Annotated in this window: 16 protein-coding genes; 8 read left to right on the top strand and 8 right to left on the bottom strand. The window is 51.4% G+C overall.

Translation table 11 applies throughout. The features are described 5' to 3' along the window. Window positions 1-58: 58 nt before the first annotated feature. Window positions 59-628, bottom strand: coding sequence for a TetR/AcrR family transcriptional regulator (locus NIA71_RS10880; protein WP_227035694.1), 570 nt, complete (start codon window positions 626-628; stop codon window positions 59-61). A gap of 123 nt (window positions 629-751) precedes the next feature. On the opposite strand from NIA71_RS10880, the gene NIA71_RS10875 reads away from it, so the two are divergent. From NIA71_RS10875 to NIA71_RS10865, 3 genes are all read left to right on the top strand, one after another. Next, window positions 752-1,099, top strand: coding sequence for a helix-turn-helix domain-containing protein (locus tag NIA71_RS10875; RefSeq protein WP_253020401.1), 348 nt, complete (start codon window positions 752-754; stop codon window positions 1,097-1,099). A gap of 216 nt (window positions 1,100-1,315) precedes the next feature. Further along, window positions 1,316-1,645, top strand: a complete 330-nt coding sequence (locus NIA71_RS10870; protein WP_253020400.1) for a plasmid mobilization protein — start codon at window positions 1,316-1,318, stop codon at window positions 1,643-1,645. Then, entirely contained in the window at window positions 1,606-2,955 is a 1,350-nt protein-coding gene (locus NIA71_RS10865; RefSeq protein ID WP_253020399.1) for a relaxase/mobilization nuclease domain-containing protein, read from the top strand. The genes NIA71_RS10870 and NIA71_RS10865 overlap by 40 nt, the downstream gene beginning before the upstream one ends. A gap of 216 nt (window positions 2,956-3,171) precedes the next feature. Here the strand turns inward: NIA71_RS10865 and NIA71_RS10860 are convergent, their stop codons facing one another. After that, window positions 3,172-4,380 carry an IS110 family transposase gene (locus NIA71_RS10860; RefSeq protein WP_253020398.1) on the bottom strand — a complete coding sequence of 403 codons (1,209 nt, stop codon included), beginning with the start codon at window positions 4,378-4,380 and terminating at the stop codon, window positions 3,172-3,174. A 288-nt stretch (window positions 4,381-4,668) separates the two neighbouring features. Here NIA71_RS10860 and NIA71_RS10855 point away from each other — a divergent pair, with 288 nt between their 5' ends. Genes NIA71_RS10855 through NIA71_RS10835 form a run of 5 tightly spaced genes read left to right on the top strand, consistent with a single transcriptional unit; the run spans window position 4,669 to window position 8,000 of the window. After that, the gene (locus NIA71_RS10855) at window positions 4,669-5,037 is read left to right on the top strand and encodes a DUF6050 family protein (protein ID WP_253020397.1); all 369 of its coding nucleotides are present in this window, start codon (window positions 4,669-4,671) and stop codon (window positions 5,035-5,037) included. 16 nt (window positions 5,038-5,053) lie between these two features. Continuing rightward, window positions 5,054-5,671, top strand: coding sequence for a VOC family protein (locus tag NIA71_RS10850; protein WP_253020396.1), 618 nt, complete (start codon window positions 5,054-5,056; stop codon window positions 5,669-5,671). Between the two features lie 41 nt (window positions 5,672-5,712). Continuing rightward, window positions 5,713-6,462, top strand: coding sequence for a CPBP family intramembrane glutamic endopeptidase (locus NIA71_RS10845; RefSeq protein ID WP_253020395.1), 750 nt, complete (start codon window positions 5,713-5,715; stop codon window positions 6,460-6,462). Between the two features lie 12 nt (window positions 6,463-6,474). Next, the gene (locus NIA71_RS10840) at window positions 6,475-7,188 is read left to right on the top strand and encodes a type II CAAX prenyl endopeptidase Rce1 family protein (RefSeq protein WP_253020394.1); all 714 of its coding nucleotides are present in this window, start codon (window positions 6,475-6,477) and stop codon (window positions 7,186-7,188) included. A gap of 14 nt (window positions 7,189-7,202) precedes the next feature. Then, window positions 7,203-8,000 (top strand): endo alpha-1,4 polygalactosaminidase, encoded by a 798-nt coding sequence (locus NIA71_RS10835; protein ID WP_253020393.1) that lies wholly within the window; start codon window positions 7,203-7,205, stop codon window positions 7,998-8,000. Between the two features lie 179 nt (window positions 8,001-8,179). On the opposite strand, the gene NIA71_RS10830 is transcribed toward NIA71_RS10835, so the two are convergent. From NIA71_RS10830 to NIA71_RS10805, 6 genes are all read right to left on the bottom strand, one after another. After that, window positions 8,180-8,545 (bottom strand): cysteine-rich VLP domain-containing protein, encoded by a 366-nt coding sequence (locus tag NIA71_RS10830; protein WP_253020392.1) that lies wholly within the window; start codon window positions 8,543-8,545, stop codon window positions 8,180-8,182. After that, window positions 8,542-8,745 (bottom strand): transposon-transfer assisting family protein, encoded by a 204-nt coding sequence (locus NIA71_RS10825; RefSeq protein WP_253020391.1) that lies wholly within the window; start codon window positions 8,743-8,745, stop codon window positions 8,542-8,544. Before NIA71_RS10825 ends, NIA71_RS10830 begins: the two co-directional genes overlap by 4 nt. Window positions 8,746-8,747: 2 nt before the next feature. Next, on the bottom strand, window positions 8,748-11,258 hold the full coding sequence (locus NIA71_RS10820) for a YodL domain-containing protein (protein WP_253020390.1): 2,511 nt from the start codon (window positions 11,256-11,258) through the stop codon (window positions 8,748-8,750). A 104-nt stretch (window positions 11,259-11,362) separates the two neighbouring features. After that, window positions 11,363-13,456: a DNA topoisomerase 3 gene (locus NIA71_RS10815; protein ID WP_253020389.1), complete on the bottom strand. Its 2,094-nt coding sequence runs from the start codon at window positions 13,454-13,456 to the stop codon at window positions 11,363-11,365. Beyond that, complete coding sequence (locus tag NIA71_RS10810) at window positions 13,453-14,121, bottom strand: DUF4366 domain-containing protein (RefSeq protein WP_253021303.1); 669 nt, start codon at window positions 14,119-14,121, stop codon at window positions 13,453-13,455. Before NIA71_RS10810 ends, NIA71_RS10815 begins: the two co-directional genes overlap by 4 nt. Continuing rightward, a complete protein-coding gene (locus tag NIA71_RS10805) occupies window positions 14,111-14,365 on the bottom strand; it encodes a DUF4315 family protein (RefSeq protein ID WP_253020388.1) in 255 nt (84 codons plus the stop codon). The genes NIA71_RS10810 and NIA71_RS10805 overlap by 11 nt, the downstream gene beginning before the upstream one ends. Between the last annotated feature and the right edge of the window lie 17 nt (window positions 14,366-14,382).

Genomic DNA, 14,382 nt, shown 5'->3' with positions numbered 1-14,382 from the left:
ACGCGGGTGAAAGAATAGGGCCTATGATTATCCAAAACGGGTAAGCATAAGACCCATTTTACAAAGAGTTTACACCTTCATAATAACACTTTGTTACGAGGGAAAGCATGGTGTGAGCAAATTCACGATCTTTATAATGCCTTGCAACTTCCAATATACCCTCTGCGAAGTTGCTGGCAAGAATGTGACAGAGCATATCATTATAGGAAGCGTGAGTTTTCTTCCCAAGCTGCCGCTTGATATGCTGTTCGATGGAGTGGATAAACTGCTCCTTTGAAATCTCATACTTTGTTCCCTGACTTTTATCCATGAGGATTACAAATATCTTATGGCTTTCCAGTAAATCAAGAATATAGTCCTCAGCTATATTCTTATACTTCTCTGACGGAAGACCGTCAGCCTGTTCTTCCTCAAATGCAATTTTGTCATAATTCACATGCAGTGAGGAAGCAATCTTATCAAACAATTCCGCTTTATTCTTATGGTAGTTATAGATCAGACTGACTGGTATACCTGCCCTTTCCGCTATTTCCTGCATCTTGGCGCTTCGGTAGTCCTTTTCGTAAAACACATCTACTCCTGCATGGAAGATGCGCTCGAATATTTCATCTTTTAATACCTGAGCCAAATTAACCCCTCCCTCTAAAACTGAATCTTGATTCGCTTTTAATAATACAGTATAATAGGAGTAAAGTCAAGGGGTTCCTGTGACTTAATGGAGGTTTTTCGTAATAGGAGGCGACGTATAGCTATGCCCGTTCAAAAATACAACTTCACTCCTTTTGGACAGGCCATCAAAGCCGCAAGGGAGCGAAAAGGTCTGACCCGCAAAGAGCTTGCGGCGCAGATACGCATTTCTCCCCGATATTTAGCCTCTATTGAAAACCGAGGGCAAACCCCCAGCCTGCAAGTTTTCTATCGCCTCGTCATATGTTTGGATGTGTCCGTCGATCAATTCTTTTTTCCAGAGAAAACTGCCGCAAAGACCACCCAGCGGCGGCAGCTTGACACCCTCCTTGACATCATTAGCGAAAGCGGCCTTCGGATTATAACTGCCACAGCTAAAGAAGTTGCAGACACCGAACAAAAAGCCCCTTGAAAATAAGAAACTTTGATCTTCGTTCTTTTGGCAAATTCAACTTTCCGTTGTAGTAAGGGATAGAGGATAAAACTTTCATAGCAAGCATAGGAAGTGGGTACCCTCTTCCGTCTTTTGCTACGGCAAAAGAGCTTGTACCCTCGCAGACTAAAGCCTGCTGGGGCAGACCCTTGGGAAGTGTCCCAAACCCTCTATAACGGAAAGGAGCGACAACGCATGAGCAAACGAAAAAGAACGGTGCAGATCAAATTTCGCGTGACGGAGGAAGAACGCGCTTTGATCGAGGAAAAGATGAAGCTGATCCCAACCCGGAACATGGCGGCCTATCTGCGAAAAATGGCAATCGACGGTTATGTGATTCAGGTGGATCACAGCGACATCAAGGCCATGACCGCCGAGATACAGAAAATCGGGGTCAATATCAATCAGATCGCCCGCCGCGCCAATGCCACGGGCAACGTGTATCAGGAGGACATAGAAGAAATCAAGGGGGTGCTAAGCGAGATATGGCGGTTACAAAGATTAAGCCTATTAAAAGCACGCTAAAGCAAGCCCTTGATTATATCCAAAACCCGGACAAGACCGATGAAAAGATGCTGGTGTCCTCTTACGGTTGCAGCTATGAAACGGCGGATATTGAGTTTGCCTTTACGCTCTCGCAGGCGCTTGACAAGGGAAACAATTTAGCCCACCACCTGATCCAATCCTTTGAGCCGGGCGAGGTGGATTTTGAAAAAGCCCATGAGATCGGGCGGCAGCTTGCCGACGCCGTTACAAAGGGTCAGCATGAATACGTCTTGACGACGCACATTGACAAAGGCCATGTCCATAATCACATCATTTTCTGTGCCGTCAATTTCGTGGATCATCACAAGTACGTTTCCAACCGGCGCAGCTATTACGGCATACGGAACATCAGCGACAGGCTTTGCAGGGAAAACGGTCTTTCCGTCGTGGTGCCGGAGAAAGGCCATAAGGGAAAGAGCTATATTGAATATCAGGCGGAGAAAGCCGGAACAAGCTGGAAAGGAAAGCTGAAATATGCCGTGGATGCACTCATTCCGCAGGTATCGGATTTTGAGGAATTGCTATCCCGTCTGCAAGCAGCGGGCTACGAGATCAAGCGCGGCAAGTATATCTCCTGCCGGGCTCCGGAGCAGGAACGGTTTACCCGTCTGAAAACTCTAGGCCCGGACTATACGGAGGATGCAATCAAAGAGAGGATCGCCGGAGCACGGAACCACAGCGTGAAGGCCCCAAAACAGGATCGCGGCGGCGTCTCTCTTCTGATCGACATTGAGAAAAGTATCAAGGCACAGCAATCGGCGGGCTATGAGCATTGGGCGAAAATACACAACTTGAAGCAGGCCGCCCGGACAATGAACTTCCTGACGGAACACAGGATCGAGCAGTACACGGAGCTGACGGCGAAAATCGCGGAGATCACAGCGGCCAGCGAACAGGCCGCCGAGGAACTAAAGGGCGTGGAAAAACGACTTGCGGATTTGGCGGTGCTTATTAAGAACGTCACTACCTACCAAAAGACAAGGCCGGTCTATGCGGTGTCCCGCAAGGCGGGAGATCCCGCCAAGTACCGGGCGGAACATGAAAGCGCCCTGATCCTCCATGAAGCCGCCGCAAAAGCATTGAAAGCGGCGGGAATTACCAAGCTCCCAGATATGGCCGCTTTACAAGCGGAGTATGCCAAGCTGCAAGCGCAGAAAGAAACTCTGTATGTGGATTACGGAAAGCTGAAAAAGCAGGTCAAGGAATACGGCGTTATCAAGAAAAATATCGACAGCATATTGCCCCGGCGTCAGGAGCAGGAACGAGAGAGGCAACGTGTAAGGGAGTAAGTGTTTGTTTGTTAGTTAGAGATGTGCAGCTATGGTGTATAATAATATATTCAAATTGCTGTCAGGCGATTTGCGCGTGTTATAGAAAAGACCTGCTAATAAAAGTCAAGTAGAAATTTCAGATTTTTAGGGAAGCGAAAAAGGCAACACAAAATCAAGCCGCTGAGCATCTCAAAATTAAAACGGCGGCCAGCCAGATGGTATAGCGCAGGAAAATCAGTCGTGATCCAGGGAAGCCAAGTAGGCTTTCACAGAAGCGTAGTAGATGCGCAGGAACTTATTTGCGGAGGCCATCATGTAGACACGGTAGGGCTTGCCTTCAGAGCGTTTCTTGTTCATGAACTGGTAGACTGGCTCATTCATTGGAGCACGTTGCAGGATGACACTCATCACCAGAAAGAGCGTCCTGCGCAGTGAGGCAGATCCCCGCTTGGAAATGCTGCGGCTACGGATAGCCATTTGGCCGGATTGGTAGGGCGGAGCATCAATGCCCGCAAAGGCAACCAGCGCTTTTTTGGAATGAAACCGGCGTACATCGCCAATTTCAGCCATGAGTTGGGGGCCGAGGACAGGACCAACACCAAACATCCCCATCACCACCGGATACTCCGGCAGAGAAGCCGCCAGGGACTGCATCTCCTGCTTGAGAGCAGCTAATGTGGCAGAAGTTGCCCGGAGTTGGAAAATGGCCTGTTCTACCAAAAGTTTTGCTGTATCCGTTTTCGGCATGACACCAAAGTGTCCACAGGCGGAGGCATAAATATCCAGCGCCTTATCTTCGCTGAAATTATAGCCGTGCTTTCTGCACCATTTATGGTACTTGGCGGTAAAAGCCTTCTCAGACAGGCCACAGACGCACTCGCAATGCCAAAAAGCGGCTACAAAGTCCACCCACTTCTCGCTGCCATCGGCGCGGGGCGGACTGGTAAACAGGCGGTTTGCGTCCGGGAAAGCAATGTCCAGCAGGGAGATCAAGTTGTTCTTCAGCATGGTCTGTACTTTGGAATACTGCTGGTACTGCCGGTAGCAGGTCTTCAGCATGAGCCGGGTATCCTCATCAGGGACATATCTCGGCAGTGTGAGCCAGTGGTCAAGGCCGTAGTTGGCCAGCTTCACGGCATCCTTCTTGTCGGTCTTGGCCCGTCTTAAACTGTTGTTTCCGTAGTCATGCACCAGCATTGCATTGATTACCGAGACATAAAGCCCCGCGTCGTGGAGCAGCCAGGCCACCGGCGCGTGGTAATTACCTGTGGATTCCATCACCACACGGGTCTCGCCGTCCAGGCTTTTGAGCAGCCCTGCCAGCTTGCTCAGTTCGCTGTCGGTGTGAAGTACCTCAAAGGGCGAGACTACCACCTCTCCAAAAGGGCGCATGACTGCAATCATGCTCTTGCCCTTAGAAACATCGATGCCAACACAGTTCATTCACATCCCCCCAATACAAAGAATCCGCAACCGGAACCCATCTTTTTCTCGCTGCCGATTCAATCTATTGGGTGACACGAACTCTCCGGCATCCGGTGGCTCAACCTGCTCAAATCGAACGCTGCAACAAGAGGATGGCTGACAGTCTTTTCTTCGGACATGGAAGCCCAAGGGGTGATAGGTCAGCCAGTTGCTCCTCTCATTCTAGCTTAGGCACGAGATGGAAAGAAAGCCGGACTGGCTGCCCGGCTTTCCTGTCCAAATTTATTGTAATAGGGGTGTTTTTCCATGACGCGAGGGACTATCTTAAAAGATTTTTTCAAGAACACGGTTTTGACCGTTGGTATAGCCTATCTTTTGTTTACTTGGGGCAAGATTCTTTTCATACATGACGGGCAGGGCGAATACTTCTACGTTGCCCTTTTCTGCGGTGTCCCCTTTGGAATCCGTCGTATGTTTATTTGGCTGGTGCCTTTCGGACATGACATCACCTTTACCATTGGGATTTTTGCCGTAAACATCATTGTCGGTGGGATCATCGGGATTTTCGTTCTGGCGTGGAAGCTGGTAGTTGCTGCATGGTATATCCCATTGACGATCTATCGGCTCGCAACCGTCGGAAAAGGCGGCGGAACAGATATTTACATTGAAGAATAAGCGAAAGGATATGTCTATGAAATTAAGCCATGTAATTTTGAAAGTGGAGCAGCTTGACAAGGCTGTTCAGGAATACAGAGAAAAGGGCTTTGCCGTTGAATACGGCAAAGAGAAAAACCCCATCAACGCTTTGATTTACTTCTCTAAAGGCCCCTACATAGAGCTATTGGACGGATCAAGGATGCCCGGTGCAGCAAAGGCCCTCATGCGCCTGCTGGGGAAAGGGGCGCTTATTGACAGGCTGCAACGCCTCGACACCTGCGGCCTCGGATATTGTGAGCTTGCCTTTGAGAATTACGAGACTGATCTAAAAAAGGAAATCGCCATTTTGCAGAAATACGGGATCAAGAGCTGCGGGATGCCGAGCCGCAGGATCGACACCCACGGCAGAGATTTGCGATTTCGGATCGCTTCTCCGGTAGCTCTCGATGTGCCTTTTCTGATGACCTATTTTTCTGTCGATCCCAAACCCGTGAAATTTGTGCATCCAAACGGCATTACAGAGATCAGCAAGGTCGTTTACGGCACAGACCCCGCCCGTTTCATGCTGATAAAAGAGCTGTGCGACGATGAACGGCTGGAACTGAAAGAGGGAACCGGAATCGAGGTCGAATTTGATAACAGGAATAGATAAAGACATGCAGCGTGTTGCGCTGTTGAAGCAAAAATAGTTTTATGAACAAGAAAAAAGAAATCTTTACAATAATATTATGGCCTATTCTGTATACTTTGGGGATGGGGCTTTCCAATTACATCGTATATCGCCACTATCATATAGAGTATGGCGGTGATGGGTATATAAATGCAATGCTTCCGTTCCTTGCGGCGCTGGCAGCCGGTACTCTGATCTGCCTGTTTATCCAAAGAGAACGGCTTACCCTTCCGTGGAAGGAGCGTGGCAGGCTGTCATTGTTCCTGATTATATTTCTGCCTCTTGCGGCAATGACGATTTACTATCTGCTGACAAACGGCAGCTTTACGTATGCGTTTATAGTTCCGCTTGCCGTAACGCTGCTTGTCGGCGTAGCGGAAGAAACCATGTTCCGCAGGATTCTTTTTGTCCGGCTGTTCGGGCTGTTTCAGGAGCGGGGGTTCAAAAAAGCGCTTCTGATCTCAGCCGCAAGCTTTAGCCTCCTTCACGCAGTCAACATTTTGGGAGGATCACCGGTGCCGCAGGTTCTTATGCAGCTTGCGGCAACCTTTGTCGCCGGACTGTTCTATGTACTTATGTTTGATTACACCCGGAACATCTATCTTCTGATCATCATGCACTCTTTGTGGGACTATATCCTGTTCAGCGGAGCGACAAAGCAGATTCCCGTCTATACGATCCTGATGGGTATTTTACAGGCTGCGGAAATCGTCATCATGCTGGTGCTGTTGGCCAGAAAATGGAGGCAATGCGCCGCCGCAGAACGTATATAGGAGGATCATCATTTGCTCTTTAACCTTCAAAACAAAGAAAAAAACACCTATCTGAAATGGTTTGATATTCTCGTCCTTACCCTGATTCTGTGGGGCGAGGGCATCTATACCTCTACAATATCGTATATCGCTCTGATACAGGGCAAGGCAACTATTGATGACAACCTTTCATTTTCCGCAACGGATAACTACGGATCACTGGCGTTGCAGGCGGGACTTCTGCTCCTTGCCCTGCTGTATCTGTGGCTGCGCCGCTTCGATTTCAAGGCATGGACGATACGCTTCAACATAAAAGCCGTCGCGAGTGGGGTTCTGATCTTCCTTGCCGCAGCACTTCTCCTTGATATATATTTCCTGCTCACCAATCCGCTGACGAGCCTCCTCCCGTTTCCGGGGCCGATTGGTGCTTTCTTCGTAAACGAAACGGTATCCAGTGTATTATACGCCCTGCTCAACGGCGTATATGAGGAGATCTATTTCCTTGGTATCTGTCTCGCGGTGAGAAAGGAACACCTGAAATGGGCTGTTCCGTTCTCTCTGCTGATACGGGTCAGCTTCCACACCTATCAGGGGATTCTTTCGGCTCTTGGGATCGGGCTGCTGTTTGGCATATTTATGTACCTGCTGTACCGCCGGTCAAAGGACAGGAACCTATTGCCTTTCTTTATCGCCCACGCGATAGGAGACATATTCGGTCTGGGGATCCTTTCATATTTCTGGATGTAACACATGGGGGCAATATGAAAAAGGTTTTATTTTTCATTCTCTGTTTGACTATATCGCTTGCCGGATGCAGCGGGCAGCCTAAAGAATATGGCGTCTTCCTCGGGATCGACAGTGAAGAAATACATAAGCTGGACAAGTTCAGCATCGTCGTTATTGAGCCCTCTGCGTTTTCCTCTGAACAGATCGGCAATCTGCACACAGAAGGGAAAACGGTTTACAGCTACCTCAATGTCGGAGCTGTCGAAAAATATCGCCCTTATTATGATCGCTTTCGGGATTTGTCTCTTGGCATCTATGAGGACTGGCCGGATGAACGGTGGATCGACGTAACTTCTCCTTTATGGCAGAGCTTTGTCATTGATGAGCTTGGGAAAGACTATGCGGCTATGGGTCTGGATGGGTTTTTCCTTGACAATGCCGATGTCTATTATCATTTCCCGGAAGATGATGTTTTTCAAGGGATTTGTACGATCATGAAGGGTCTGAAAAGCTATGGCCTGCCGCTCATAATAAACGGGGGCGATCCTTTTGTTTCAAGGTGCATGGAAGAAAACACAGCTTTGTCCCTGTTCGACGGGATCAATCAGGAAACTGTGTTTACCAGCATAGATTTTACAAATCAAAGCTACGGGAAGCAGCCGGAAGAAGAAACAGAGTATTTTCAGGAGTATCTTTCTAAAACAAAAGAACATGGTCTGTCCGTTTACCTGCTGGAATACAGGGCGGATCGCGCCCTCTCAAAGCGGATAGACGCATATTGTTCAGAGAACGGTTTTCTCTGGTACAATGCGGACGGGATAGAGCTGCGGTAAGCAGGTTGGTAAAGAAAAAAGACGGGGCGCGGCAGCCAGTAGATGGCCACCGCGCCCCGTTTCCGTAGGTGCTGCTTCTGTTACGCTTTAGAACGTCGTTTTCGTGAGTTCAGGTATAAACACCTTACCCCTCCGGTTTTGTGCCTGCAAAGCCGCATGATACAAGGCTTTTTAAGCCTCTAAATGTCCACATGGGAGCGCAGTTTGCGCATACGTTCTGCGGCCTGTTTGCGTCTTTGTCTGATCCGGCAATCAGGGCAATATTTCGCCCGGTTGGAGCCGGAAACAAAGGCTGCGCCGCATACGATACACCGCCGCCTGTCATCGGTTTTGTAAATGACCGCATACAACTCTTTGTCCGCAGGCAGGACAGCGTTACGAAACCATTTACATAGCAGAGAATAGGAAATGAGCTGCGGGCAGATACAGGCGTCCCCATCGTCCAGCAAGAGACAGTTGCCGCCGTCGCAGTTGCAGCACTCCCGTTTTACAAGGGCGTTGACGCGGCGGCTCTGCTGGGGAGACAGCCGTATGATCTCGCTCATTCCTCCACTAATTCAAGGACAAGGGCGTTATACTCCGCTTCCGTCATGGCGTCCACCTTCCGCAAGACACGCTCTGAAAGCGCCCGTAAGCCCTTTCCCATGTATGGCAATGCGCCGGAAAGATTCTCCACCAGCTCCCGTTTGCCGCCTGTATTATAGATACTCAAAAGATTGGTTTCCTCAACGGTAAATGTATTCATGTTCATACCTCCATTTCGTGAGATTTGGTTTTTGCCGCCTTTTTTCTATCGGCGGTCTGTTCCTTGTACGCTTTGAGCTGCGCCCGGATCGAGGGCTTTTCCTCTCGTCCCCGGCCTTGCCCTTTCTCCGCCTGAATCGCCGTGGCAAGCTCGGTAAGGGAAATGACCTCACCGGCCTTTGCCTTTGCTTCCAGCTCGCCCACCGTGGGCGCGTTGTTGGCGATCCCGTCAATCATGTTGTAATTCTGCTCCGTGGACATCTCCGCGTTTTTCAGGTAGTTTTCCGGCTGCAAGAACTCCGGCACCGTCTTGTACCCGAAGCTGTCAACATAGTGGGCGGTGCTTTGGCCGCCCTGCTGCACCACAACCACATCCGAAACGGAAAGGCTGTGTCCCTTGAAGTCCTGGGGATGGTCGAGATTGAAACGGGTGTAGATGGCGTCCAGCGTCATGCCCGGCGTCATGGGGCCGGAATAGACCGGCTCATAATGGGCTGGATCAACGGCAAGCCCCGCCGCCTGCAGGCGGTCATACGGCTCAAAACGGTAATCCCTTGTGGCGTCCTCACGCTTTAGCTGATAGATGGTAAAGGTGCCTTGCTCTGCGGCTTCTTTTCCTTTTTCAAAATCGGCTATCTTTACAGCCTGCGTTTCTGCTGTTTTTCGGTCTTGCAGGGCAAGGATTTCATCACGGGCAGCGGTCAGCGGCAGATCAGGATTATCAAGCTGGCCGCCGTCCAACGCCTGATAGTTCTTGTCATACAGCGTATAATCATAGCCTGCTTCGCTGGCCTGCACATGGAGATATTCTCCGCTGTCAAGACGATATACCGCTTCCCGCTCCTGTTCCTGATCTTTTTGCAGCTCCGTAATCTGGGCGTCAATGCCGTTGATGATCTCGGCGGCGGTGGAGCGGATGGTTTCAAGAGAGCTTTTCAGTTCTTCCATTTCCCGCCCGGTGCTCCATCCGGCCACATAGCCGAAAGAGTAATCCGACGTGTCCAGCCCGTAGTGTTGGCAGACGGTATAGGCCACGCTCTCAGCCTGCACTTCACGGGTGCGCTGGTCAGGCAGGTTTTCCCGTTCCTCCTTCGGAGCGTTTAAGTCAATATCGTGGAGCTTCGCATGGGCGATCTCATGGATGGCAGTTTTCAGGGTTTGGAGTTGGCTCATGTTCTCTTGAATGGCGATCCGCTTGTCTGCAAGGCTGTAATAGCCGTGGGCGCTGCCCTTGATGTCCTCAAAGCCGATAGGGACAGGCGAAACCTTTTCCAGCGCGGACAGAACATCTTTGAAATGCTCCACGTCGCCGGTCAGGACATTTACCCCGATACTCGGCAGCTCCTTCCCCTCGGTCTGGGAAACGTCAAACACAGTCACCACCTTGTAGGCGGGGATCGTAACCTCTTTTTCCTCCATGACGGGCTTTCCGTCCGCGCCGATTACCGGCTGCCTTGTCTGCGGGTCGAGCTTCTTCACTTCCTGCTTCACCTTAAAGGGGGCCGGGGCAATGATCTTGATGCCTTTTTCGCCGGGCTTTACGTGGCGTTCAAACTCCTTTTCCCATTGGGAATAGCCCTTTACCAGCGTACCGCCCTGCATGGCAATCAGGATCGTATTGTTGAAACTGTAATTGTGGAACTTGGACATAGCCCGCAGATATTCCGCGTACTTCTCGCTGTCGAAAATACCCCGGATGCCATCTTCCAGCTTGTCCGTGATCTCCTTCATGCGGCCTGCCGGGTCTTTCGCAGAAATCACAAGGGGAATAATGGGCTTGCTTTCGGACGCTTCCGCCGCCGTTTCAGCCTGCACCGTGGCGGCTGCTTCCGGCTCTGGCGTTACTGCCGCCTCCGGCGCTTTCTGCACTTCCTCGCCCTCGATGGTATAACCCGGCAAGAGCTGGCCGTTGACCTTGAATTGCTGGGCGTATTCTTTGGGAATGACCGGGGAGATTTCCGTAAACAGATGATCGTAAGCCTTGATCCGTCCGGCCAGGTATTTTTCCATAGCGGCCTTGTTGGAATAGGTCTTGCGCTCCTGCCCGGCGATCCTCACGTTTCGCCCGTTGTCCGGCCCGTTGGTACGGACGCTCCAAGTCAGGCTCCATGAATACGGTACGGATTCTTTTTTCTCCCGGTCATAGCGGGTGTTCTCGTAGATGTGATAGGTCATCTGATAGACGGCGTTGCTGCGGGTGTGCCAATCGTAATCGGTTTTCTCCCACTTGTTGGAGGTGTGCTTGACGGGCGGCGTCATTACATATTCAATCGCTTTACTAAGTAAGGCGCTGCGCCCGGCCTGTTCCTCCCATGCTTTGGCCTGCTGTTGCAGCCCTTCAAAAATGGTCTGCTCCGTGCCGGTGCTTTCCTGCCGCATCTGCTGTAACTCCGTAAGCGGCAACGCCGTCAGCGGGGCAATATCCTCGGCGGCGGTATCAAAGTACACGGTGCGGTCAATCTTCATCTTGTGGCTGGCTTCCAAGCTGTCAAAATCGTATGAAGTGTATGGCATAGCTTTTTCTCCTTTCTTTGAAATCAGGTATTTTCGGTTAAGGGTCTGGGACTATCCCAGAAAGGAAAATCCCCGCTATTGTCAACTGACAAAAGCAGGGATTTTTACGGAAGTTCTATATCCCTTTCAATGGCTACTTTGTAATTCACATACTTGCCGCCGGTATCGGCCAAAAGCACCGTCCCGTCATAGGTTTTCCCGGTTTTCGGGGAGTAGAGCTTTTTCACTTTCGCCCTGCCGCTTTTCAGAAGATCGGCGGCTATTTTCTCGGAAAACGTGACCTCTCGATCCTGAAAGAATCGGTCATTCTTCCACATGACAAAGCTGCAATCCTTACTCGTGCAATAATAGTTTTTCTTGCCCTCAAAGACTTGCTCCCCGCAGCGCGGGCACTTGCCGATCAGCTTTCGTTCCTCTTGAAAACGCCCCGCATCATCACCTGCGAGGAAAGGATAGGTCTTAACCAGCTCACGCACCATTTTAGAAATGCCGGAAAGAAACTCGTCAGGATCGGCCTTGCCCCTTGCGATCTGCAAGAGAGCATTTTCCCATTCAGCGGTGAGCTTCGGGCTTGTCAGGTTTTCCGGGAGAACGGCGATCAGGTTGTAGCCGTTCTTGGTGGGGTTGAGTTGCTTTCCCTTTCTCTGCACAAAGCCGGAAGCAACCAGCTTTTCAATGACAGCGGCGCGGGTGGCAGGTGTCCCCAGCCCCCGGCGCTCCGCGTCCTCGTCGGTTTCCTCGTTTCCGGCACGCTCCATAGCGGAGAGCAAGGACGCCTCCGTGTGGGGCTTGGGCGGCTTCGTTTCATGCTCTGTGACCTTAACGGGCGGAGCGTCAAAGCTCTGCCCCTCGGTAAAAGCGGGCAGCTCCAAAGCCGCCTCGTCGTCCTCGGCGTCCGGCTTCTTTTTGAGGGATGCACGGAAACGCTTTTCAATGTCTTTCCAGCCCTCGGAAAGCACCGTCTTTCCCTTTGCCGTAAACTCGGCACCGGCGCAGGAGAAAACCGCTGTAACCGCCTCGTAAACATGAGAATCGGCGGCAGCCATCAGGAGCCTTGCGCCTACAAGGTAGAGGATATTCCGCTCACTCTCCGGGAGCGTATCGGGGTCAGCCTTTGCAAGCTCCATCGTGGGAATCATGGCGTGGTGGTCGGACACCTTTTTGCTGTCCAGCAGGCGGGTAATATCCGGCGTCAGCGCCGTGCCCTGCATAAAGGGCAGCTTCCCGCACAGGAGCGCGGCGATCCTTGCCGCCGTACCTTCCATGTCATCGGTCAGGTAATTGCTGTCCGTCCGGGGATAAGTGATAAGCCGTTTTTCATAGAGAGCTTGCGCCAGATCAAGGGTCTGTTTTGCGGTATAGCCGTAGATACGGTTTGCCTCCCTCTGTAAGAGGGTCAGGTCAAAGAGCTTCGGCGGGGCAAGGGTCTTTTTCTCGCGGGTAACGGACGTACAAACGGCCTGCGATTTCTCACAGGCCGCTTTCAGGGTGTCCGCTTCGTCGGCTGCGGAGATCCGGCAGCTTGCCGCGTCCGCGCCGCCGACAGCAAGGCGTACATGGTAATATGGCTCTTTCTTGAATCCCGTAATGGCTGCATCCCGGTCAACCAGCATTTTGAGGGTCGGGGTCTGTACCCGTCCCACGTTCAAAGTGTGATGGTAGAGACAGGAGAAAAGGCGTGTGGCGTTGATCCCGACGATCCAATCCGCCTTTGCCCGGCAGAGGGCGGAAGCGTTGAGGGCTTCGTAGTCCGCGCCGTCTTTGAGAGAGGCAAAGCCCGCCCGGATCGCCTCGTCCTCCATAGAGGAAATCCAGAGGCGTTTCATGGGCTTTTTGCAGCCCGCCACCTCATAGACAAAACGGAAGATCAATTCTCCCTCGCGCCCGGCGTCGCAGGCGTTGATGACTTCGGAAACGTCGGCGCGGTGCATCAGCTCCTTTAAGATTTTGAACTGCTTGCCCTTATCCTGTGAAACGGCGTACTGCCATTTCTCCGGCAAGATGGGAAGCGTGTCATAGTTCCACTTACGGTACTGCTCGCCATAAGCGGCAGCCTCGGCCAGTCCCACCAGATGACCGATACACCATGAAATGAGATAACCGCCGCCCTCGATATATCCGTCCTTTCGGTTTCTTACGTCCAGCGCGGCGGCAATAGCCGCCGCCACGCTGGGTTTCTCTGCAATAATCAGCTTCATTCCTCGTCCTCCTGTCCGTTATCCAAATCCACAAATTCAATCCCGTCGTCGGTATCTTCCTCCGGCTCGTCGTCCTCCCATTCTTCAAGGTCAAAGTCGTCTAAATCGGTACCGCCTTTGACGTTCTGCTTTGGCTTAATCACTTTGAGATAGACGATGGCACCGCCGCCGCCCAATACAGCGAGGATCAGGAAAAGGATCAGCCCGCCCATCGGGTTTGCATCGTCTTTCTTTTGCTCTGGCTCCGGCTGCGGCGAAGGCTCTGGCTCGATCTGCGGGGCAGGCGTCACTTCTGGGGTCTGCTGCTTCTGAATACTCTGTAAGTCCTCGTCAATGAGGGAGAGAAGATCGGCCTCGTCTACCTGATTCAAGAAATGGACGCGGTTTTCACCCTCGGCGGCGTTGTCGATGATGATATAGAAATAGTTGCCGCCTCTGCTCTGGACAACGATAAATTGCTTGTCTTTTGCGGCTTCACCTTGTATGTCGTCCACAAGGGTCATGTTGCCCTCCGGGGTAAGGGGCTTGGGATCGAACTTTACGCCGCTGTCGTCGGTGGGCGTTTCCGTTGGTGTTTCTGCATAGGCGGTAACGGAAAGGCCGCCCGTTAAGATCAGGGCGGCCAGCAGTACGGCAAAGATACGGGATATTGCTTTATGCTTCATCATCGAAATCCTCCTTTTCTTCCTCTGGGGTATAGGCAGCGATACCGGGGATCGGATCGCTTTTCAAAAGCTGGGAAAGCTCCTGCGGGGTCAAGCGCATGGAGCGCACCATCTGGACGATTTGCAGGTTTTCCGCTTCGGTTTTCTGTGCTTGCAGCTCCTTTAACTTGTTCTGGTACTCTGTGATCTTCTCACGGGTCTTTTGCATCTCCTTGTCAATGCGGTTGATTTTACTATTTGTCATGGGTGATCCTCCTTTCA

The sequence above is a fragment of the Ihubacter massiliensis genome (assembly GCF_024125305.1).
GTDB lineage: Bacteria > Bacillota > Clostridia > Peptostreptococcales > Anaerovoracaceae > Hominibacterium > Hominibacterium faecale.
This window is presented reverse-complemented; position numbering and strand designations above follow the sequence as displayed.